Origin of the sequence: Glacieibacterium arshaanense (genome assembly GCF_004681125.1) — a bacterium.
In the GTDB taxonomy this organism is placed as follows: domain Bacteria; phylum Pseudomonadota; class Alphaproteobacteria; order Sphingomonadales; family Sphingomonadaceae; genus Polymorphobacter_A; species Polymorphobacter_A arshaanense.
Genome location: NZ_SIHO01000002.1, coordinates 1 through 20,706 on the forward strand (window position 1 = coordinate 1; position 20,706 = coordinate 20,706).

16 protein-coding genes are annotated in these 20,706 nt (G+C 65.7%); 13 read left to right on the plus strand and 3 right to left on the minus strand.

Translation table 11 applies throughout. The features are described from left to right. The first annotated feature begins 155 nt into the window (after positions 1-155). The 3 genes from pgaB to pgaD are packed head-to-tail and all read left to right on the plus strand — an operon-like array spanning position 156 to position 3,882. Positions 156-2,078 carry a poly-beta-1,6-N-acetyl-D-glucosamine N-deacetylase PgaB gene (pgaB, locus tag EUV02_RS06235; RefSeq protein ID WP_166430535.1) on the plus strand — a complete coding sequence of 641 codons (1,923 nt, stop codon included), beginning with the start codon at positions 156-158 and terminating at the stop codon, positions 2,076-2,078. Next, entirely contained in the window at positions 2,075-3,439 is a 1,365-nt protein-coding gene (gene pgaC, locus EUV02_RS06240) for a poly-beta-1,6-N-acetyl-D-glucosamine synthase (protein WP_207790133.1), read from the plus strand. Before pgaB ends, pgaC begins: the two co-directional genes overlap by 4 nt. After that, positions 3,439-3,882, plus strand: coding sequence for a poly-beta-1,6-N-acetyl-D-glucosamine biosynthesis protein PgaD (gene pgaD / locus EUV02_RS06245; protein WP_135245412.1), 444 nt, complete (start codon positions 3,439-3,441; stop codon positions 3,880-3,882). The genes pgaC and pgaD overlap by 1 nt, the downstream gene beginning before the upstream one ends. Here the strand turns inward: pgaD and EUV02_RS06250 are convergent. Next, the gene (locus tag EUV02_RS06250; RefSeq protein WP_135245413.1) at positions 3,879-6,068 is read right to left on the minus strand and encodes a xanthine dehydrogenase family protein molybdopterin-binding subunit; all 2,190 of its coding nucleotides are present in this window, start codon (positions 6,066-6,068) and stop codon (positions 3,879-3,881) included. The two genes, pgaD and EUV02_RS06250, sit on opposite strands and share 4 nt — an antisense overlap. A 3-nt stretch (positions 6,069-6,071) precedes the next feature. Next, positions 6,072-6,530: a (2Fe-2S)-binding protein gene (locus tag EUV02_RS06255; protein WP_135245414.1), complete on the minus strand. Its 459-nt coding sequence runs from the start codon at positions 6,528-6,530 to the stop codon at positions 6,072-6,074. 120 nt (positions 6,531-6,650) lie between these two features. On the opposite strand from EUV02_RS06255, the gene EUV02_RS06260 reads away from it, so the two are divergent. From EUV02_RS06260 to ahcY, 5 genes are all read left to right on the plus strand, one after another. Continuing rightward, a complete protein-coding gene (locus tag EUV02_RS06260) occupies positions 6,651-7,241 on the plus strand; it encodes a TMEM175 family protein (RefSeq protein WP_135245415.1) in 591 nt (196 codons plus the stop codon). 56 nt (positions 7,242-7,297) lie between these two features. Then, positions 7,298-8,458 (plus strand): CaiB/BaiF CoA transferase family protein, encoded by a 1,161-nt coding sequence (locus tag EUV02_RS06265; RefSeq protein ID WP_135245416.1) that lies wholly within the window; start codon positions 7,298-7,300, stop codon positions 8,456-8,458. Next, positions 8,455-9,219: an inositol monophosphatase family protein gene (locus EUV02_RS06270; protein WP_135245417.1), complete on the plus strand. Its 765-nt coding sequence runs from the start codon at positions 8,455-8,457 to the stop codon at positions 9,217-9,219. The genes EUV02_RS06265 and EUV02_RS06270 overlap by 4 nt, the downstream gene beginning before the upstream one ends. After that, the gene (locus EUV02_RS06275; protein WP_135245418.1) at positions 9,216-9,713 is read left to right on the plus strand and encodes a hypothetical protein; all 498 of its coding nucleotides are present in this window, start codon (positions 9,216-9,218) and stop codon (positions 9,711-9,713) included. Before EUV02_RS06270 ends, EUV02_RS06275 begins: the two co-directional genes overlap by 4 nt. A gap of 120 nt (positions 9,714-9,833) precedes the next feature. Continuing rightward, positions 9,834-11,243, plus strand: coding sequence for an adenosylhomocysteinase (gene ahcY, locus EUV02_RS06280; RefSeq protein ID WP_135245419.1), 1,410 nt, complete (start codon positions 9,834-9,836; stop codon positions 11,241-11,243). A 46-nt stretch (positions 11,244-11,289) separates the two neighbouring features. On the opposite strand, the gene EUV02_RS06285 is transcribed toward ahcY, so the two are convergent. Beyond that, positions 11,290-11,964 carry a nitroreductase gene (locus tag EUV02_RS06285; RefSeq protein ID WP_135245420.1) on the minus strand — a complete coding sequence of 225 codons (675 nt, stop codon included), beginning with the start codon at positions 11,962-11,964 and terminating at the stop codon, positions 11,290-11,292. 143 nt (positions 11,965-12,107) lie between these two features. Between EUV02_RS06285 and tsaE the strand changes: the two genes are divergently transcribed. The 5 genes from tsaE to addA are packed head-to-tail and all read left to right on the plus strand — an operon-like array spanning position 12,108 to position 20,656. After that, complete coding sequence (tsaE, locus tag EUV02_RS06290) at positions 12,108-12,560, plus strand: tRNA (adenosine(37)-N6)-threonylcarbamoyltransferase complex ATPase subunit type 1 TsaE (RefSeq protein WP_135245421.1); 453 nt, start codon at positions 12,108-12,110, stop codon at positions 12,558-12,560. Further along, positions 12,557-13,540: an aminoglycoside phosphotransferase family protein gene (locus EUV02_RS06295; RefSeq protein WP_135246419.1), complete on the plus strand. Its 984-nt coding sequence runs from the start codon at positions 12,557-12,559 to the stop codon at positions 13,538-13,540. The genes tsaE and EUV02_RS06295 overlap by 4 nt, the downstream gene beginning before the upstream one ends. Continuing rightward, on the plus strand, positions 13,537-14,256 hold the full coding sequence (locus tag EUV02_RS06300) for a nucleotidyltransferase family protein (protein ID WP_135245422.1): 720 nt from the start codon (positions 13,537-13,539) through the stop codon (positions 14,254-14,256). The genes EUV02_RS06295 and EUV02_RS06300 overlap by 4 nt, the downstream gene beginning before the upstream one ends. Next, positions 14,253-17,222, plus strand: coding sequence for a double-strand break repair protein AddB (addB, locus tag EUV02_RS06305; RefSeq protein ID WP_135245423.1), 2,970 nt, complete (start codon positions 14,253-14,255; stop codon positions 17,220-17,222). Before EUV02_RS06300 ends, addB begins: the two co-directional genes overlap by 4 nt. Continuing rightward, entirely contained in the window at positions 17,219-20,656 is a 3,438-nt protein-coding gene (addA, locus tag EUV02_RS06310) for a double-strand break repair helicase AddA (RefSeq protein ID WP_135245424.1), read from the plus strand. The genes addB and addA overlap by 4 nt, the downstream gene beginning before the upstream one ends. Positions 20,657-20,706: the final 50 nt, after the last annotated feature.

The following is a 20,706-nucleotide window of genomic DNA, read 5'->3' on the forward strand; positions in this document are numbered from 1 at the left end:
CGACCATAATCCCCGATAGCAATCCGCCCCCGGGCACCACTTTCCGCAGGTCTTGGCGTTGGCGGACGGCGCCGGTGCTGCGAAACGACCTGTTCATGTTCGGATAAGTCAGGCGCTGTTATGGCCGCGCCACGCGCCGCATCATTGGAACTGCCGTGTTCAAAACGCTATTGGCTGCATTGGTTCTGGCATTTGTCACGACAGCTGGCGTCGCGGCCGCCTCGACCCCGCCACACGACTATATTGTCCTCAATTACCATGATATTACGGCCACCGGGCAGCACACGCCGCCGTTCGACCGTGTCGGGGTCAGCGAGGCGCATTTTGCCGACCAGCTCGATTGGCTCGCACGTGAGGGCTATCACCCGATTAGTGTCCAGAACTTGGTTGATGCGGCTGCAGGCAAGTCGCAGCTCCCCGAAAAGGCGGTGCTGCTGACCTTCGATGACGGCTATGAAAGCTTCTACACGCGCGCCTATCCGCTGCTGAAGAAGCACAACTTCCCGGCAGTCGCGGCGATCATCGGCACCTGGATCAACGGTGAGGCAAAGCCCGATGTACCGGGCTACAAGCCGGTGATGACCTGGGCGCAGGTACGCGAGCTCGACAAGTCGGGACTCGTCGAAATCGCCTCACACACTTACGGCCTGCACAATGCCATCCCGTCGAACCCGCAGGGCGGCAAGGAGGCTGCAGTCACGACGCGGCGCTATGATGCGGCCACCGGGCGCTACGAGACGGATGCCGAATACCGCACCCGCATTGCCACTGGCATGCAGAAGAGCGCGGCGTTCCTGAAGCGCGAGCTCGGCCACCCGGTGCGCGTCATGGTCTGGCCTTACGGTGAATACAACGCCATCGCAGTAGCAGACGCCGCCAAGGCGGGGATGCCGATCACTATGGCGCTGGCTGATGGCAAGAACGCGTTGCCCAACCTGTCAGTAATCGACCGGCTGATCCTGACCGATGACCCTGGCATCGGGCAGTTTTCGGACATTGTCGAAACGCAGCGCGCGGCGCGTGTACAGCGCGTCGTCCATGTCGATCTCGACTATATCTACGACGCCGATCCGGCGCAGACGCACCGCAACCTCAGCGCGCTGGTCGACCGCATCCGCGACATGGGGGTCAGTACGGTTTACCTGCAGGCCTATTCGGACCCCGATGGCGACGGCAATGCCGATGCCGTCTATTTCCCCAATCGCCACCTGCCGATGCGCGCCGACCTGTTCGCCTATGCCGCGACGCAGCTCAAGACGCGCGCCGGGGTCAAGGTCTACGCCTGGATGCCGATGATGGCGTACAAGGCCAAGCTTCCCGCCGACTGGTATGTCCAGGAATGGCATGACGGCAAGGCCGGCCCATCGCAGCACATCTATACGCGGCTGTCGCCGTTCAACCCCAAGGCACGGGCCTGGGTCGGCGACATCTATGAAGACCTCGCCGTCCACGCGATTTTCGACGGCGTGCTTTTCCACGATGATGGTATCTTATCGGACTATGAGGATGTTTCCCCTGCGGCGCTGGCTTATGGCCACAAGCATTGGGGACTGCCGACCGACTTCGACAAGCTGCATGCAACGCCGGCGATGCGGCTGGCGTGGGCCAAGCACAAGTCAGAATACCTCGCTGAGTTTACCGACGAGCTGACAGCGCGCGTCCGCGTCTATCGACCGTACATCAAGACCGCGCGCAACATCTATTCGCGTCCGATTCTGCAGACCGATGCCGAGGAATGGTATGCCCAGTCACTGCCGGTATTCCTCAAACATTATGACTATGTCGGCATCGAAGCGATGCCCGAGATGGAAAACGCCACCGATGCTGACGCATGGCTGAAGCAGCTGGTCATCGACGTCGCCAAACAACCCGACGGGCTGGCGAAGTCGGTGTTTGAACTGCAGACTGTCGATTGGAAGACCAAGCAACCGGTAGCGATGCCGGTGTTGCTGGGTCAGATCGAGCTGCTCAAAAAGGCCGGCGCGATCAATTTGGGCTATTATCCCGACAACCCCTATCGCGACCAACCGAAGCTCAGCGACATGAAGCGCGAATTTGCTGTACAAGTCCAACCGTGACGACTCCTGCCGCCATCGATACATCGCCGCTGCCCGACTGGGCCGAGGGGCTGTCGACTGACGCCATTGCAACGCTGCATGAATTCGCCGGCTGGGGCGGGTTGCGGCATCTCGCACATACGGCCGCGGGGCTGCTGTTCTATTATCCGCTGGTCATGGCCTATGTCTGGATGATCGGCGCGATTATCTTCTACCTGCGCTGGGAGGTCGGCCGCGGCGATCCCGTCGGCAATCTGCCCAAGCTGGCATCCTACCCGCCGATCTCGATCCTGATCCCGTGCTACAACGAAGGCCAGAACGTCCGCGAGACGATCGCTTATGCGCTGGCGCAGGACTATCCCGACTTCGAAGTCATCGCGATCAATGATGGTAGCCGCGACGACACGCTCGACATATTGTGCGAACTCGCCGAGGCGCATCCGCAACTGCGCGTCATCAACCTTGCCACCAACCAGGGCAAGGCGATGGGGCTGCGCGCGGCTTGCCTGTTGTCGCGCGGCGAAATCGTTATCGGCATCGACGGCGATTCGCTGCTGGCGCCGCAGGCCGCGGTGTGGATGGTGCGACACTTCCTCCACAACCCGCGCGTCGGCGCCGTCACCGGCAATCCGCGCGTACGCAACCGCTCGACATTGATGGGACGAATCCAGGTCGGCGAGTTTTCGGCCATCGTTGGCATGATCAAGCGCGCGCAGCGCACCTATGGACGCATATTCACCGTGTCGGGGGTCATCGCGGCATTCCGCAAATCGGCATTGCACGATGTCGGTTACTGGTCGCCAGACATGATCACCGAAGACATCGACATTTCGTGGAAGCTCCAGCTCGCCGGCTGGACGATTCGCTTTGAACCTAACGCACTTTGCTGGGTGTTGATGCCCGAAACGCTGAAGGGTCTATGGAAGCAACGCGTGCGCTGGGCGCAGGGCGGCGCCGAAACCATGCTGCGCTACTCGCGTGAAATCATGCGCTGGCCCGCTCGACGGATGTGGCCGCTGTATATCGAATATCTGACGTCGATCGCCTGGTCAGCACTTATGGTAGCGGCATTTATCGTTGTCACGGTGCGGATGATCGGCTTTGACGGCGCTGATAGCTGGATCGATTTCTTGCCGCGCTGGACCAGCGTGCTGCTCGGCATCACCTGCCTGCTGCAGTTTGGCACCAGCATCGCCATCGATTCACGCTATGAACGCGGCAATGGCGGCATGGGGCAATTCTATTACTGGATCGTCTGGTACCCGCTGGTTTACTGGATGATCGGCGTCGGCACCGCTTTGGTCGGGCTGTACAAGGCGGTCACCAAGAAGCAGGGCCAGCGTGCGGTCTGGGTCACTGGCGACCGTGGAGTGCGGGCCTGATGGACGCGCGAACGACGCCTGCTCCGATCATCAATCTACCGCACTTGCTCGGGCTGCGGCAACGCATCGGCGCGTTGCTGTTTTCGCTGGCCTGCTGGTTGTATTTCCTGATTCCGGTGGCGATTCTCGGCGGCTGGCTGGCGGGATTCCGGCAGCTCGCGAACGAAGTCGTCGCGCTCGGCGGCTGGAAGCGCTTCCAGTACCTGATGGACATGTCGGGACACACCATCCTGATCCTGCTCGCCGCCTGGCTGGTGTGGACGGTGTTCTTGTTGCTGCAACCCGCCACCAAAAAGGCCCCGGCGCCGATGGTTGACGATACAGCCTTGGCGCAGTTTTTTGGCGTGAGTCCCCAAACGCTCGCCGAATGCCGCGAGTGCCAGGTGTTGACCATCCACTTTGACGACGACGGCGCCTACCGCAAACTTGAACCGGGCCGCTAGGCCTTTTTGAGCAGCGCCGTGTCGACCGGCAGTGACCGTACGCGCACGCCTGTCGCCGCAAAAATCGCATTGGTGATGGCCGGCGGCACCGGCGGATAGGCGGGTTCGCCCAGCCCCGTCGGCGGGTTGTCGCTGGCCACCATCTCGACAACGACCGGCGGCGCATCGGGCATCCGCAGCAGCGGATAGTCATCGAAATTGCGCTGCACGACGCGACCGTTGGCCACGGTGATCTGCTGATTGAGCGTCGCGTTGATGGCATCGAGCGTCGAACCGACAATCTGGTTGTTCGCGCCGCTCGGATTGACGATCTGGCGCCCGACATCGCCTGCGACCCAGACCTTGACCACCGTTACCGCACCATCTTCGGCGACCGTGACCTCGGCGACGCTGGCGAAATAGCCGCGGTGGCTGAAATAGAAAGCAATCCCCAGCCCCGAGCGCGGCGCCAGGGCGCGGCCCCAGCCCGCCGCCTTGGCGGCCGCATCGAGCACGGCGCGCGTACGTCCGGTATCGAGCCCGGTATGGCCGTTAGACGTGTCGCCGACGATGCGCGCGCTGCCGAGCAGCTGCTGCCGGAATGCCAGCGGATCGATTTTGGCCGCGAGGGCCAATTCGTCGAGAAACGACTGCATCACGAAGCCGAAGGCGTTGCTGACCGGCGCGCGCAGCGGTCCCGTCTCGAGCGGCGTCGGCATCAGCGAGGCCCCAATGGCAATGTTCTCGACGAAGCCGTCGGGAAACAGTCCGGGCGCGATCTGCGCCGACCGAGCAAACTTGCCGTCGCTGCCGTAGCTGACAAAGTGGTTGCGCCAGGCAATCAGCTTGCCGCTGGCATCGAGGCCGCCACTGAGGTTGTGGAACCCGCCCGGTCGGTAGAACGACTGCTGAATGTCCTGTTCGCGCGACCAGATCAGCTTGACCGGCTTGCCGGCGCGCGCTGATATCGTGGCCGCTTCGACCATATAGTCATTGCCAAGCCGGCGCCCGAAGCCGCCGCCGCAGCGCATCATGTGGATGGTGATGTCGGCGGGCGGCACACCGAGCGCTTTGGCGACTTGTGCGCGTCCCGGCTCGGGGTTCTGCGTCGGGGCCCAGATCTCGACCTTGCCGCCGGCGACGCGCGCCGTGCAATTCATTGGTTCCATCGGCGCATGGGCCAGATAGGGGTAGCTGTAGACCGCATCTACGCGCTTGGCGGCGCCCACCAGCGCCTTGTCGGTATCGAGCGTCGAAACAATGCTCTGCTGTGGTGCCTGCTTGGCGAAAGCTGCTGCCTGCGCTGCAATGGCGGTGCTGCTTGCACCGGCACGCGGCCCCTCGTTCCAGACGATGGCCAGCGCCGCGCGGGCACGGTTGGCGGTCCACCAACTGTCGGCGATGATGGCGACGCCTTCGCTCAGCCCGGTGACCGCAGGGTCGCCGCTGCCCGGGATGACAAAGACATCGATGACGCCCTTGATTGCCTTGGCCTTGGTCAGATCGGCGCTCTTGATGGTGCCGCCGAACACCGGGCATTTTTCATACGCGGCATAGACCATGCCCGGCACCTTGGCATCGATGCCGAACAGCGGCTGGCCGGTGACCAGCTTGTAGTTGTCGACGCCGGTCATCGGCTGGCCGATGATCGTGAAATTCGCCGGGTCCTTGAGCGCGATGGTCGCGGGATCGGGCAGCGGCAGTTTCGCCGCGTCCGCCGCAACGTCGCCGTAGCCGAGCTTGCGTCCCGAAGCCGCGTGCAGCACCGTGCCGCTGGCGGTGGTGCATTCGCCCGCCGGCACGCCCCAGCGCGTCGCCGCGGCGGTGACCAGCATCGCGCGCGCGGTCGCGCCCATGCGGCGCAACGGGTCATATTGCAGCGTGGTCGCCATGCTGCCGCCGGCGACCTGCCGCCCGTAGACCGCCGTGTCGGCAATCGCCTGTTCGATGGTCACGGCGCTCCAGTCGACATCGAGCTCTTCGGCGACGAGCTGCGGGATCGATGTTTTGACGCCCTGCCCGATTTCGGGATTCTGCGCCATGATGGTGACGCTGCCATCGGCATGCACCGTGACATAGGTGTTGAGCTTCGCGTCGGTTGTTCCTGCCGCAAGGGCGCGCGCCACGGGGCCGAAGCCCAGGGTCAGCCCACCACCGGCGGCGGCGAGTACGGTCAGCAACGAACGCCGGTTGATTTGCACCGTCATCGCTCAGGCCTCCGTCGTAGCGGCGTGGATCGCCGCGCGGATGCGGGGATAAGTGGCGCAGCGGCACAAATTGCCCGCCATCGCGGCGTCGATATCGGCGTCGGTTGGCTTGGGCTTGCTCGCCAGCAGCGCCGCTGCCGACATGATCTGGCCGGCCTGACAATAGCCGCACTGCGCGACATCGCCTGCAACCCAGGCGTCCTGGAGTGCCTTGCCCCGCGGCGTTGCGCCGATCGCCTCGATGGTCGTGACCTTGGCCTTGCCAACGCTCGAAACCGGCGTCTGGCAGCTGCGGACCGCGACACCGTCGAGGTGGACTGTGCAGGCACCGCATTGCGCGATGCCGCAGCCGAACTTGGTCCCGGGCAGGTCGAGCACTTCGCGAAGCACCCACAGCAACGGCATCTCGCCATCGACATCGACCTGCTGCGGCGCGCCGTTCACCGAAATCGTATAAGCCATCGCGACCTCCCTGTTGCGGCTATACTGCCACCGCGCCCGTTCAGGCGCCAGAGTCGAGCTTGCCGCAGGCGCGCGATTCGCGCAATTTGCACGCCGAGGTGCCACAGTGATGCCAACACGATGAACAAGACCCGGCTCGAAGCCTTCAGCGACGGCGTGCTCGCCATCATCATCACCATCATGGTGCTCGAACTCAAGGTGCCGCACGGCGCCGACTGGGCGGCGCTCGAAGGTCTGTGGCCGGTGTTCCTGAGCTATGTGCTGAGCTTCATCTATGTCGGCATCTACTGGAACAACCACCATCACATGCTGCACGCCTGCCACCATGTGACCGGCGCCGTGATGTGGGCGAACATGCATCTGCTGTTCTGGCTGTCGCTGCTGCCGTTCACCACCGGCTGGATGGGCGAGAATCACTTCGCGCCGCTGCCCGACATGTTTTACGGTACCAACCTGCTGCTCGCGGCGTTCGCCTTCACCATCCTTCAGCGCGCCATCATCGCGGCCAACGGCGACGATCACACGCTCGCCGATGCGATCGGCCATGACATCAAGGGCAAGCTGTCGAAAGTGCTCTACGCCAGCGGTGTCGGCTTGACGCTGGTCGCGCCCTGGGTCGGTTTCGTCTGCTATCTGATCCCGGCGTTGATGTGGGTGGTGCCCGACCCGCGCATCGCGCGACTGTTCGATACGCAGCATCCACGGCGCTAAGCGCCTGCGCACGCGCGGGATGACAGCACCCCGCGATTGTCGCTATCACCGACAACATGACCAAGCCCGGCCCGCTCTCCGACCTAACCATCATCGATCTGTCGCGCGTGCTCGCGGGACCCTATGCGACGATGGTGCTGTCCGATCTCGGCGCGCGCGTCATCAAGGTCGAACGCCCCGACGGTGGCGACGATTCGCGGCATATCGGACCGTTCAAGGCAGAAGGCGTCCCCGAAAGCGCCTATTTCGCCAGCATCAACCGCGGCAAGCAGTCGATCGCGCTCAACCTCAAGGATGCCGGCGACCGCGCGATTTTCGAAGCGCTGCTGGCGCGCGCCGACGTGCTGGTCGAAAACTATCGCCCTGGCGTCATGGCAAGCCTCGGCTTCGGTTGGGAGGCGCTGCACGCGCGCTATCCAAAGCTTATCTACGCCGCCGCCAGCGGCTTCGGCCACACGGGACCCGACAGCCAGAAGGCCGCGTACGACATGGTCGTGCAGGCGATGGGTGGCATCATGTCGGTCACCGGCTGGCCGGGTGGGCCACCGACGCGCGTCGGCACCTCGGTTGGCGACATTACCGCCGGGCTGTTCACCGTCATCGGCATTTTGTCAGCACTGCACGAGCGCGGAAAGACCGGCGTCGGTGCGTTTGTCGATGTCGCCATGCTCGACTGCCAGATCGCCATCCTTGAAAACGCCGTCGCGCGCTATGCCGTCACCGGCGTTTCGCCCGGGCCGCTCGGTGCACGTCATCCGTCGATCACGCCATTTGCCGCCTATGCCTGTCAGGGCGGCCATATCGTCATCGCCGCGGGCAATGACGGCCTGTGGCAGGCGATGCTCGATGCGCTCGACCTCGGGATGTTCAAGGATGACCCGCGCTTTGCCAGCAACAGCGCGCGTTCCGACCATGCCGATGCTGTCGCACACGTCATCGAATCGCGATTGGCCGATGCGCCGCCATCGCATTGGTTGCCGCTGCTCGATGCTGCGGGCGTGCCGTGCGGGCCGCTGCACAATATCCAGCAGGCGCTCGATTATCCACAGACGCGCGCCCGCAACATGGCGATCCACGCCGCCTATCCCGATGGCACGCCGCTGCTGGCGGCGGGCAATCCGGTCAAGATATCGGGGCATGGCGACCCGGTGACACGGCCGGGCGCGCCATCACTCGATGCCGACCGCGCAGCGATCTTGAAGGAGCTTGGGCTTTGACCCCCGATGACATCAGCCTCGCCCATGCGCTTGCCGACGCCGCCGGCGCCGCCATCCGGCCATGGTTCCGCCGGCCGTTCCTGGTTGAAACCAAGGAGGACTTCTCCCCCGTCACCATCGCCGATCGCGAGGGCGAGGCCGCCATCCGCGCGCTGCTTGCCCGGCACCGCCCCGGTGACGGCGTCATCGGCGAGGAATATGGCGACGACCGTCCGGACAACGCGCGCGTCTGGGTGCTCGATCCGATCGACGGTACCCGCGCCTTTGTCGCCGGCCGGCCGATTTTCGGGACGCTGATCGCGCTGATGGAAGACGGCGTGCCGGTGCTTGGCATCATCGATCAATGCATCATTGGTGACCGCTGGGTCGGCGGCGTCGACCACCCGACAACACTCAATGGCGAGCGCGCCCATGTCCGTGCCTGCGAAGCTTTGGGTGCGGCCCGGCTCGGCACTACCGGGCCGTTCCTGTTCGATGCCGCCGACATGCCGCGCGTCGATGCGCTGCGCGGTCAGGTGGCCGACAGTCTGTTCGGCGGCGATTGCCACAACTATGGCCTCGTCGCTTCGGGGCATCTCGACCTGGTCGTCGAATCGGGGCTGAAGATTCACGACTGGGCGGCGCTGGTCCCCGTCGTTACCGGTGCTGGCGGTGTGATGACCGATTGGGCCGGCCTGCCGCTGCGGCAAGGCAGCGACGGTCGCGTGATCGCAGCGGGCGATGCGCGCGTCGCTGCAGCGACACAGGCGTTGCTGGGATGATTCTACTGGCGCTGCTGCTCGCCGCCGCCACTCCGGCGTGCAGCATGGCGCAGCCGGCCGATTGCCGCACCACCAACGAGCTGATGTGGGCGCCGGGTACCGAGGCGGCGCTCAAAACCTTCTTCGGCAAGGCGCGCGGCGACTATCTGATGCCCAACACGCTCGTCTGGAAGCAGGCACGCGAAGCGCTGGGCGGACCGCCCGAGGCGCCGCTGCGGCTCAAGGACGGCAACCTGTTGTTCGCCGCCTGCCGCGCCCATAGCTGCCCTGAAAAAGGCGCCATGGTGGTGACGCCGGCGGGCAAGATTCGCGCTGCCGCGCTGCTGCACTATTTCTGCACGCCCGCTGGCTGTGCCGATAACGCCCGACTGGCGCTGTTCTACCGCCAGCCGACAGAAGCCGATGGCCTCGCGATGCGCGCGCTCATCGGCTGGGGTCGCAGCGTCAACAATGGCGAGACGCCGCCGATGGTCAAGCGACGGCTGACGCCCTAGCAGGCAAGGCGTAGCCTAGGGATTTGCGCCAAAAATCATATAAAGATATCTTTATACTTGCTCTGCGAGGCCCTTGCCCCTATGCGGGCGCATCCCAAACCATTCTCAGGAGTGCGCCCCATGGCGACCCAGTCGAACACCCCGCTTACCGATTACGTCATTGCCGACATCGGCCTCGCCGACTTCGGTCGCCGCGAAATCAACATCGCCGAAACCGAAATGCCCGGCCTGATGGCGCTGCGTGCTGAATTCGGCGCGTCGAAGCCGCTGAAGGGCGCGCGGATCACCGGCTCGCTGCACATGACCATCCAGACCGCCGTGCTCATCGAAACGCTGACCGCGCTCGGTGCCGAAGTGCGCTGGGCGACGTGCAACATCTTCTCGACGCAGGACCATGCTGCTGCCGCGATCGCCGCCGCCGGTATCCCGGTGTTCGCGATCAAGGGCGAAAGCCTCGCGGACTATTGGGACTATGTCGGCAGCATCTTCGACTGGGGCGACCAGACCGCCAACATGATCCTCGATGACGGCGGCGACGCGACGATGTTCGCGCTGTGGGGCGCGCGCCTCGAAGCCGGGGACACCATGCCCGAACCGGCGAACGAAGAAGAAGTCGAATTCCAGCGCGCGCTCAAGGCGTTCATCAAGGCGAAGCCCGGCTATCTCACCATGTCGGTCGCGCACATCAAGGGCGTGTCGGAAGAAACCACCACCGGCGTCCACCGCCTGTATCAGATCGCCAAGGACGGCAAGCTGCCGTTCCCGGCGATCAACGTCAACGACAGCGTCACCAAGTCGAAGTTCGACAACCTCTACGGCTGCAAGGAATCGCTGGTCGACGCCATCCGTCGCGCCACTGACGTCATGCTCGCGGGCAAGGTTGCTTGCGTCGCCGGCTTCGGCGATGTCGGCAAGGGTTCGGCACAGTCGCTGCGCAACGGCGGCGCACGCGTCATGGTCACCGAAATCGATCCGATCTGCGCCCTGCAGGCGGCGATGGAAGGCTTTGAAGTCGTGACGATGGAAGACGCCGTCAAGCGCGCCGACATCTTCTGCACCGCCACCGGCAATGCCGATGTCATCACCGCCGAGCACATGAAGGCGATGAAGTCGAACGCCATCGTCTGCAACATCGGCCACTTCGACAGCGAGATCCAGATCGCCGCGCTGTCGAACTACAAGTGGACCGAAGTCAAGCCGGGCACCGACATCGTCGAGTTCCCCGAAGGCAACCAGATCATCGTGCTCGCCAAGGGCCGCCTGGTGAACCTTGGTTGTGCCACCGGCCACCCGTCGTTCGTGATGTCGGCCAGCTTCACCAACCAGGTGCTGGCGCAGATCGAACTGTGGACCAAGTCGGAGCAGTACCAGAACCAGGTCTATGTGCTGCCCAAGCACCTCGACGAGAAGGTCGCGATGCTTCACCTCGAAAAGCTTGGCGTCAAGCTGACCAAGCTGACCGACAAGCAGGCAGGCTATATCGGCGTCGCGCAGACCGGCCCGTTCAAGCCCGACCACTACCGCTACTAAGCGATTTGAAGGGTCCCCCGGTGCAAACCGGGGGGCCTTTTTGAGTCTAGTCGAAGCCGACGAATTTGGTGGCTTCCTCGACCGACTTGCGTTCCGAATAGACTGCATTGGCCGGGAAACTCTCGTCCGGCCATCCGAGCGCAATGCTCTTCATGATGATCTGGTCGTCAGCGATGCCGGCATGCTCGCGCACCACCGGTGACTGCATGATGCCCTGGCTGTTGATGACGGCCCCCAGCCCGCGCGACCACGCCGCATTGACCAGCGCCGTCGCCACCGCACCGCAATCGAACGGTGTATCGTCGCTGCCGTCGAGCACGCGGTCATAGGTAATGATCACGCACACCGGTGCATCGAACTGGCGGAACCCGCGCAGCACCCAGTCGGTGCGCTTTTCCTTGTCGTCGCGCGCAATGTCCATTGCCGCGAACAACTGTTTGGCGACGCCAACCTGCCGGTCGCGATGGACGCCGGCGAACGCCTGACCGGTGCGAAACTCGCGGCTGTGCGGAATACCGGCGATGTTGCGTTCGGTGTTGCCGGCACGGATGCGGTCAAGAGGTTCACCGGTGACCACTGTGAAGTTCCACGGCTGCGTATTCATCGACGACGGGGCGCGCATGGCGAGCGCAATGATTTCTTCGATCAGCGCCCGCGGCACCGGATCGGGCTTGTAACCGCGGATACTGCGGCGGCCGAGAATTACGTCGTCAAACTGCATTGATGGCTCCCAAGGATTATACGTCCAACATCCGTTGGTAGCGGTTTATGGGCCCGATGGAACCCACCTGTCGCCTCCGAGTGTCGGTTTTGGCCGTGTGGGCCGGCTAGCCGCATCGTTTCCACTGGCGCGGCGCGGCCACAATGTTGCAGATGGGCAGCGTGATATTCAACTCCCCCGAAGCGCTTGCCGACTTTGCCGCGCGTGTGGCCGCGCAGGCGCGGGCAGGCGATATTCTGGCGCTGTCGGGCGATCTGGGCGCCGGAAAATCCTGTTTTGCCCGCGGCTTCCTGCGCGGGCTAGGCTATCAGGGCGATGTGCCGAGCCCGACCTTTACGCTGGTCCAGCCGTATGACACGCAGCCGCCGGTCTGGCATGTCGACCTGTACCGGCTCGACAGCCCCGACGAAGCGGCGGCACTGGGCCTTGATGAAGCCTATGATGACCAGGTGACGCTGATCGAATGGCCCGAACGGCTGGGCGCCTTGTTGCCGCACGACGCACTGCGAATCAGCATCGATGGCGCCGGTGAGGTGACGCGGCGCTTGACAGTTTCGGTGCCGCCGTCTTGGGAGGGGCGATGGCCCCGCATATGATTCCGCCCGCGTCTGCACCCGCGTTCCTCGCCGCCAACGGTTGGGCAGGCGCGCAGATTCTGCCGCTTGCCGGCGACGCGTCGTTCCGGCGCTATTTCCGCGTGGTGGACGGCGACCGCCGCGCCGTGCTGATGGATGCGCCGCCTGACAAGGAAGACAGCCGGCCGTTCCTTGCCATCGGCGCGCATCTGGATTCGCTGGGGTTTTCGGCGCCGCAACCGCTGGCGACCGACCTAGAACAAGGTTTGATCCTGCTCGAAGATTTCGGTGATGCACGCGTCAATCCGCTGCTCGCCGAAGCGCCGGCGCGCGAGGCTGAAATCTATGCTGCTGCGATCGACGTGCTCGCCGAATTGCATCGCCATCCGGCACCTGTCATCGCGCCCTACGGCGAATCCGAATTGCGCCGCGAAGTGCGGCTGTTCCCCGAATGGTACCTGCCCGCGGCGGGTCACGCCGAGGCGCCGGGATACGACGCCGCATGGGATGCTGTGTTTCCGAAAATCCTTTCCGAAACCCAGGCCAAGCCCGTGTTGACACTGCGCGACTATCACGCCGACAATCTGATGCTGCTCGACCGGCCCGGCCTGCGTGGTCTCGGACTGCTCGATTATCAGGACGCGCTCGCCGGGCATCCGGCGTACGACCTTGTCTCGCTATTGCAGGATGCACGCCGCGATGTCGCGCCGGCGCTCGAAGCCGCAATGCTCGACCGCTATGTCGCTGCGGCCGGCATCCCCGATGCGGCGGCATTCCGCGCCGCCTATGAAATCCTCGGCGCCCAGCGCAACACCAAGATTCTGGGCGTGTTCACCCGGCTTTGGAAGCGCGACAACAAGCCTGCCTATCCGCGCTTCAACCCGCGCGTCTGGGGCTATCTTGACCGCAACCTCGCGCATCCTGCGCTCGCACCGGTCGCCGACTGGTTTGCCACCCACGTCCCGGCTGCCGCGCGCCAGCAGTTCAAGGCGCTGCCATGAGCGACTTCCCGACAACGGCGATGGTGCTGGCGGCCGGGCTGGGCAAGCGCATGCGGCCGTTGACGGCGCTGCGCCCCAAGCCGCTCGTCGAAGTCGGCGGGCGTACGATGCTCGACCGCACACTCGACCATCTGCGTGCCGCCGGCGTGCAAAAGGCAGTCGTCAATGTTCACTACCTCGCCGATCAGGTTGAGGCGCATCTGGCTGGCCGTGAACAGGGCCTCGAGATCGCGATTTCGGACGAGCGCGCCGAGCTGCTCGAAACCGGTGGTGGCGTCACCAAGGCACTGCCGCTGATCGACGGCGATCACTTCTTCGTCGTCAACAGCGACAACCTATGGGTCGATGGCGCGGTACCGTCGCTGCAATTGCTGGCGCAACAGTGGAACCCCGAAATCATGGATGCGCTGCTGCTGCTCGTGCCGCTGGCGCGCGCGTCGAGCCACAGCGGCCGCGGCGATTTTCACATGGACCCCGCCGGACGGCTGCGCTGGCGCCGTGATGGCCGCATGGCGCCGTTCGTCTATACCGGTGTGATGATTGTAGCCCGCCACCTGTTCGACGGCGCGCCGTCAGGGCCGTTCGGTTTCCGATTGCTGTGGGACAAGGCGATGGCAGCGGACCGGCTGTTCGGCGTGACGCATGCCGGGCTGTGGGCCGATGTCGGTACGCCGCCGGCGGTTGCAGCAACCGAAACGCTGCTGGCAACAGTTTGAGCGCGGCAACCCGCCCCAGCGTTTATACCATCGCGCCCGAAGCGGCGTTTGCCGATGCACTGGCGAAGGGGCTGATCGATCGCGCCGGCGGCAATCCGCTGGTGCTGGCGCGCGCGCAGATCCTGCTGCCTAGCCGCCGCGCCGTGCGGGCCTTGACCGACGCCTTTGTTCGTAGCGCCGATGGCGGACTGTTGCTGCCGCGCATGACACCGCTTGGTGACATCGATGTCGACGACGCACTCGACCTTGTCGCCGGACTCGAAACCAGCCTCCTGCCGCCGATCGATCCAATCCGCCGCCGTTTGCTGCTGACGCGGCTGATCCGCCGCTGGCGCGACATCATCGGCAGTGTCGAGGCGCTGCGGCTCGCCGACCAGCTCGGCGCGGCGTTCGATACCTTGGCGCGCGAAGGGGTTGATCCGGCGCAACTGAAAGACGTCGCCAAGGACGATCTCGCCAGCCATTGGCTGGAAACCTTCGCATTCTTCGAGCTGGTCATCGAACATTGGCCGGCCATCCTCGCAGCCGAAGGCTGCAGCGACCGCGCCGCACGCGGCAATGCTCTGCTTGGCATCATCGCGGCGCATTGGGAGGCTTCGCCGCCGCCGGGGCTGGTGGTGGCGGCCGGCATGAACGGTGCGACGCCGGCACAGGCAGCGCTGCTCGGCACCATCGCGCGGCTGCCAGACGGCATGCTGGTGCTCCCGGGCCTAGATGCCGCGATGCCTGCCGACGCCTGGGACTCACTGGTCACCGACGCCGCGGGCGACGAGACACGACGCAATAGCGAAGAACATGCGCAATACGGTCTCAAGCGGCTACTCGACGATATCGGCGTCGCGCGGGCGGAAGTCGAAAACTGGCCTACCGACACAGGCTCTTCCGCGACCCGCGCGACCGCGGTGGCGCGCGCGCTCTGCCCGGCAGCGTTCACGGCACAGTGGCGCGAAACGCCGGTCGCAGCGGGCACATTTGACGGCGTATCCTGGCTCGAAGCCGCCGATCCGGCCGCAGAGGCGCAGGCAATTGCGCTGGCGCTGCGCGAGGCGTTGGAAACCCCCGGCGCAACGGCGGCGCTGGTCACCCCCGATCGCAATCTGGCGCGACGTGTCGCCACGCATTGCACGCGCTGGGGCATCGAGATTGATGATTCGGCAGGTGTTGCGTTGACCGCGACGCCGCCGGGCGCATTGGCGTTGGCACTGTCCGAGGCCGCCGCACAGCATTTTGCGCCGGTGGCGCTGCTTGCCGTGCTCAAACACCCGCTAGTGGCTTCGAGTACTGAAGCGACGCGTCTCGAATGGCTCGACCGCGTCCGCCAACTCGATATCGACTTGCGCGGCGTGCGGCCGGCGGCAGGGCTCGGTGGCATCGCCGCGCAAGTTGCCGAAGCCGACCGCGTTGTCGACGTCCGTGACCGGCGGATGCCGCTGGCGGGCTGGTGGGCCGACGTCACGGCGTTGCTGGCGCCGCTCGAAATCGTGTTCAGGGCGCGCAGCCTCAACCTCGCCGAACTGGTCGAAGCCTTGGCCGCGACGCTCGTGGCGCTGACCGGCGATGCCATCTGGCGCGGCGCCGATGGTCGCGCGCTCGCCGACCGCATCGCGGCACTGACGCAGCACGGCGACGCGCTTGATGCGCTCGACCCCGCCGATGCGCCGGCGCTGCTCGACACATTGCTCGCCGATGTGCCGGTGCGGCCGGTGATCGGCAAGCACCCGCGGCTGGCGATCTGGGGCCTGATCGAAGCGCGTCTGCAGCGCCCCGACTTCGTCATCCTCGGCGGGCTTTCCGAAGGCGTCTGGCCGGCGCTGCCCTCGCCCGACCCGTGGTTGGCGCCAGCCATACGGCGGAAGCTTGGTTTGCCCGGGCTGGAAGCATCCATCGGCCAGGCCGCACATGATTTTGTCGCCGGACTTGGCGCGCCACGCGTGCTGCTGACGCGCGCACGCCGTGATGACAGCGGCCCGCGCGTGGCGTCGCGGTTTTGGCTGCGGCTGCGGGCGCTGGCGGGCGATACGCTGCCGCAGGATACACGGCTGGTCGATCTGGCGCGCGCCATCGATGCCGCCGGCCCGCCGGCGCCCGCGCCGCGTCCCGCCCCCGCACCGCCGGCGGCTCAGCGGCCGCGCCGGCTGTCGGTGACAGCGGCGGAAAAGCTGCGCGCCGATCCGTTCAGCTTCTACGCGCAGACAATGCTCGCTCTGAAGGTGCTCGACCCGCTCGATAGCGATCCGACCGGCGCCGACCGCGGCTCGGCCGTGCACCGCATCCTGGAGGAATGGATCAAGGCCGGCGGCAGCGATGCCGCGCTGGCCAAGGCCTATGACGACGAACTGGCCGACTGGACGAATCACCCGCTGATGCAGGCGCTGTGGGCGCCACGCGTGCGCCGCGCGCTCGACTGGGCCAAGGCAACGCTCGACGAATGGGATTCCGAAGGCTGGACGCCGCTCGCGGTCGAAGCCAAGGGCCAGCGCATCTTCGAATTCGGCGCGCGCGGCGAATCGCCGGTAACGCTGACCGGTGTCGCCGACCGCGTCGACCGGCACGCCAATGGCCAGCTCGCCATCGTCGATTACAAGACCGGCACGGTGCCGACCTATGCCCAGGTCAGCGGCGGCTTTGCGTTGCAGATGGGGCTGCTCGGCGCGTTGGCTGAACAAGGGGTGCTGGCCGGCGTGCCTGCGGGACCAGTCGGGCGCTTCAGCTATTGGAAAGTCAGCGGCGGCAACGATCCCGGCAAAGCTAGCGATCCGTTGTCGCACAAGGGTAAGGCATTCGTCACACCCGCCGAACACATTGCCGCAACGGTCGAGCTGTTCAAGGCATTGTGCCACGACATGCTGCTCGGCACCAAACCATTCACGGCCAAGTTGCACCCTGAATATGCCGAAAAGTACCAGGATTTCGACCATCTGGCGCGCGTCGCCGAATGGCTCGGCAAACCGGTGCCGTCCGAATGAGCCGGCTTAATCCTCTCCGTGAAAGCCAGGCCGCTGCCGCCGATCCGGCGGTCAATGCCTGGACCTCGGCATCTGCCGGCACCGGCAAGACGCAGGTGCTGACCGCTCGCGTGCTGCGGTTGTTGCTCGACGGCGCAGCGCCCGAACGGATCGTCGCGCTGACCTTTACCAAGGCCGCGGCGGCCGAAATGCAGGCGCGCATTTTCGAACGCCTCGCCGACTGGGTGCTCGCCGACGATGTCGCGCTCGACCATGACCTGATCGCCATCCGCGCTGCACCTGGCCCCGAAGCCCGCGCCCGCGCCCGGCAGCTGTTCGCACGCACGCTCGACGCGCGCGGCGGCCTGCGGATTTCGACGCTGCACGGTTTTGCGCAGTCCTTGCTCGCCAGCTTCCCGGTCGAGGCCGGGATTGCGCCGGGGTTTACCGCACTTGACGACCGCTCGGCACTGGCGCTGCGCACGCGCGTGCTCGCCGAGGAAATCGAATCGGCGACCGCGACCGGTGACCAGGGCTTCCTCGATGACATTGGTGCACTCAGCATCGCCGGCGGCGAGCAGCGACTGACGCAGGTCGCGGGCGTAATGATCGCCCACGCCGATGCGATCGCCGCGCTCGGCGCGCCGGCGGGTTTCGAAGCCAAGCTGCGGCGCTGGCTCGGGCTGCCCGTCGATGGCAGCGCCGAAGCCGTGCTGACGGCCGCGCTTGGGGGTATCGACCTGACCGGGTTGCGGCGGTTGGCCGTCGCGCTGGCGGGCGATGGCGGCAAGGTCGCTACGCGGCGCGCCGATGACATGCTGTGCTGGATCGGCTTCGTGCCGGAAGTGCGCGCGGTACAACTCGATCTGCTGATCGGCACGTTGTTTACCAAGGGTGGCGAACCGCTCGCCAAGCCGGTGCCGGCCGGGCCGCTCAAGCGCGACCCGTCACTTGCCCCGCTGTCCGAGGTGCTCATCGCGCAAGTCGCAAACGTGGTCGAATTGCGTGCCCGGCTGGCGACGGCGGCGCACGCGGCGCGCTATCTGCGCGTCGGCCAACGGCTCGCCGCGGCCTATGCCGCACACAAACGGCGTGGCGGGTTCATCGACTATGACGACATGATCGCGCGCGCCGCGGCACTGCTCGATGCGCCGGGCATGGGCAATTGGGTGCGCTTCAAGCTCGACCAGCGTATCGACCACCTGCTTGTCGACGAGGCGCAGGACACCAACGAAGCGCAGTGGGACATCATCAAGGCGCTCACCGACGAATTCTTCGACGGGCAGGGCGCGCGCGACATCGTGCGCACGCTGTTCGTCGTCGGCGATTTCAAGCAGGCGATCATGAGCTTCCAGGGCTCGGACCCGCGCGTCTTCCGCGACCGCGCGCTCGATTTCGAACAGCGCATCCGCGATGCCGACCAGGCGTGGCGCGCCGAGCCGCTCAGCGAATCGTTCCGCTCGGTGCCGACGGTGCTCGAAGTCGTCGATGCGACGCTCGACGAACTCGGCCATACGACGCTCGGCATGCGCGAACCGGTGCCGCCACACCGTGCCGCGCGCGAAGGCCTGCCGGGCTCGGTGACATTGTGGCCGGCGCTCGGCGACGCCGAAGTAGATGACACCGCGACCGAAACCGAGATGGTCTGGATCGCCGAAAACCATGTCCGCATGGCACAGCAGGTCGCCGCGCAGATAGCCGTCTGGCTCGATCCGGCGACGCCGCTATATCTGCCGGCGCGCGACCGCAACGTCCGTCCGCAGGATATCCTCGTGCTGGTGCGCAAGCGCGGCGAGTTCATGGCACCGCTGGTCAGTGCGCTGCATGACAAGGGCGTCGCGGTCGCCGGTGTCGACCGGTTGCGGCTGACGACGCCGCTGGCGGTGCAGGACTTGTTGGCGCTGGTACGCTTCGTGCTGCAGCCGCGTGACGATCTGACCTGCGCCAGCCTGCTGACCTCGCCGCTGCTCGGCTGGAGCCAGGACCAGCTGTTCGCGCTCGCTCACGGCCGCGGCCATGCCAGCCTGTGGACACGACTGCGCCAGTCGGCGGAACCGCATGCTAAGGCTGCCTACGAATGGCTGGGCGCCGCGCTGCGGCTCGCCGATTTCTGCGCGCCTTACGAGTTTCTCGAAACCATCCTGTCGGGGCCGCTGGGCGGACGCAAACGCCTGCTGGCGCGGCTGGGTGACGAAGCGCGCGACACCATCGGCGCGGTGCTGGCGCAGGCGCTGGCGTTCGAACAGCAGAATGCGCCGTCGCTGCAGGGCTTCCTGGCGTGGATCGAGCGCGATGACAGCGACTTGAAGCGCGACCCCGAAGCCGCGCTCGATGCTGTGCGCATCATGACCGTCCACGGCGCCAAGGGACTGCAGGCACCCGTCGTCATCCTCGCCGATGCAACACGCGATGTGCCCGGCGACCGCGACGGCTTTGTCGCGCTCAACCCCGACGACGTCACCGCCAAGGTGCCGGTCTATTACGGCGGCAAGGCCGGCCGGATCGGCCCGATCGCGGAACGCGCCGACGAGGCCGATGAAGCCGGGCTGCAGGAGCATTGGCGGCTGATGTATGTCGCGATGACGCGCGCCGAGGACATGCTGTTTATCGGCGGGGCGCTGCCGAGTGCGCGCGGTGACAAGCCCGCGCCGGTGCCCGATGCCAGCTGGTACGCGCTGATCGAACGCGCGATGGACAAGAATTTCCCGCTCGAAGAGGTGCCCGACAGCGTCTGGGGCAGCCGCCGCACCCACCGGGGCGGTGCCGGTGCGCCGGTGCGCGATGGCGACGGTGCCGGTGGACGCGCCGTTGACATGACTTTGCCGGCCTGGGCGACCACTCCCGCACCTGCCGAAGCGCGGCCGGCGCGGCCGCTGAGCCCGTCAAAGCTTGCCGAAGACGATATCGTGATGCCGCCGCCGTCGCCGGGGATGATTGCCGCCGCCGAGCGCGGCAAGCTGCTGCATGCGTTGTTCGAACGCTTGCCCGGTGTCGCGCCCGACCAGCGTCGCGCTGCCGCGCTGGCGTGGGTCGCGGTCAACGGTGCCGGGCTCGATGCGCCCGCGCAGGCTGCGCTGGTCGACAGCGCGCTCGCGGTCATCGAAGCGCCGGCGCATGCCGCGATTTTCGGCCCCGACGCGCTGGCCGAGGCCCCTATTGCTGCCGTCGTCGGTGAAATCGTCATTGCCGGCAAGGTCGACCGCCTGCTGGTCACCGATGACTTCATCCAGATTGTCGACTTCAAGACCGGCAGCCGCGTGCCGCGCAATGCTGCCGCCGTCGAGCGCTACCACCTGCGCCAGATGGCGGCCTATGCGGCAGCACTGGCCAAGATATTCCCCGACCGGCACATCACCGCGGCGCTGCTGTTCACGCATGACGCGACACTGATCGAACTGCCCGCCGCGCTTCTCGCCGCGCACGCGCCAGGTGTCATTGCCGACGTGACGGCTTGAGAGCGTCGCCGTGCTGCGAATTTGCATTGGCCACCGCGAAGAAAGCCTTG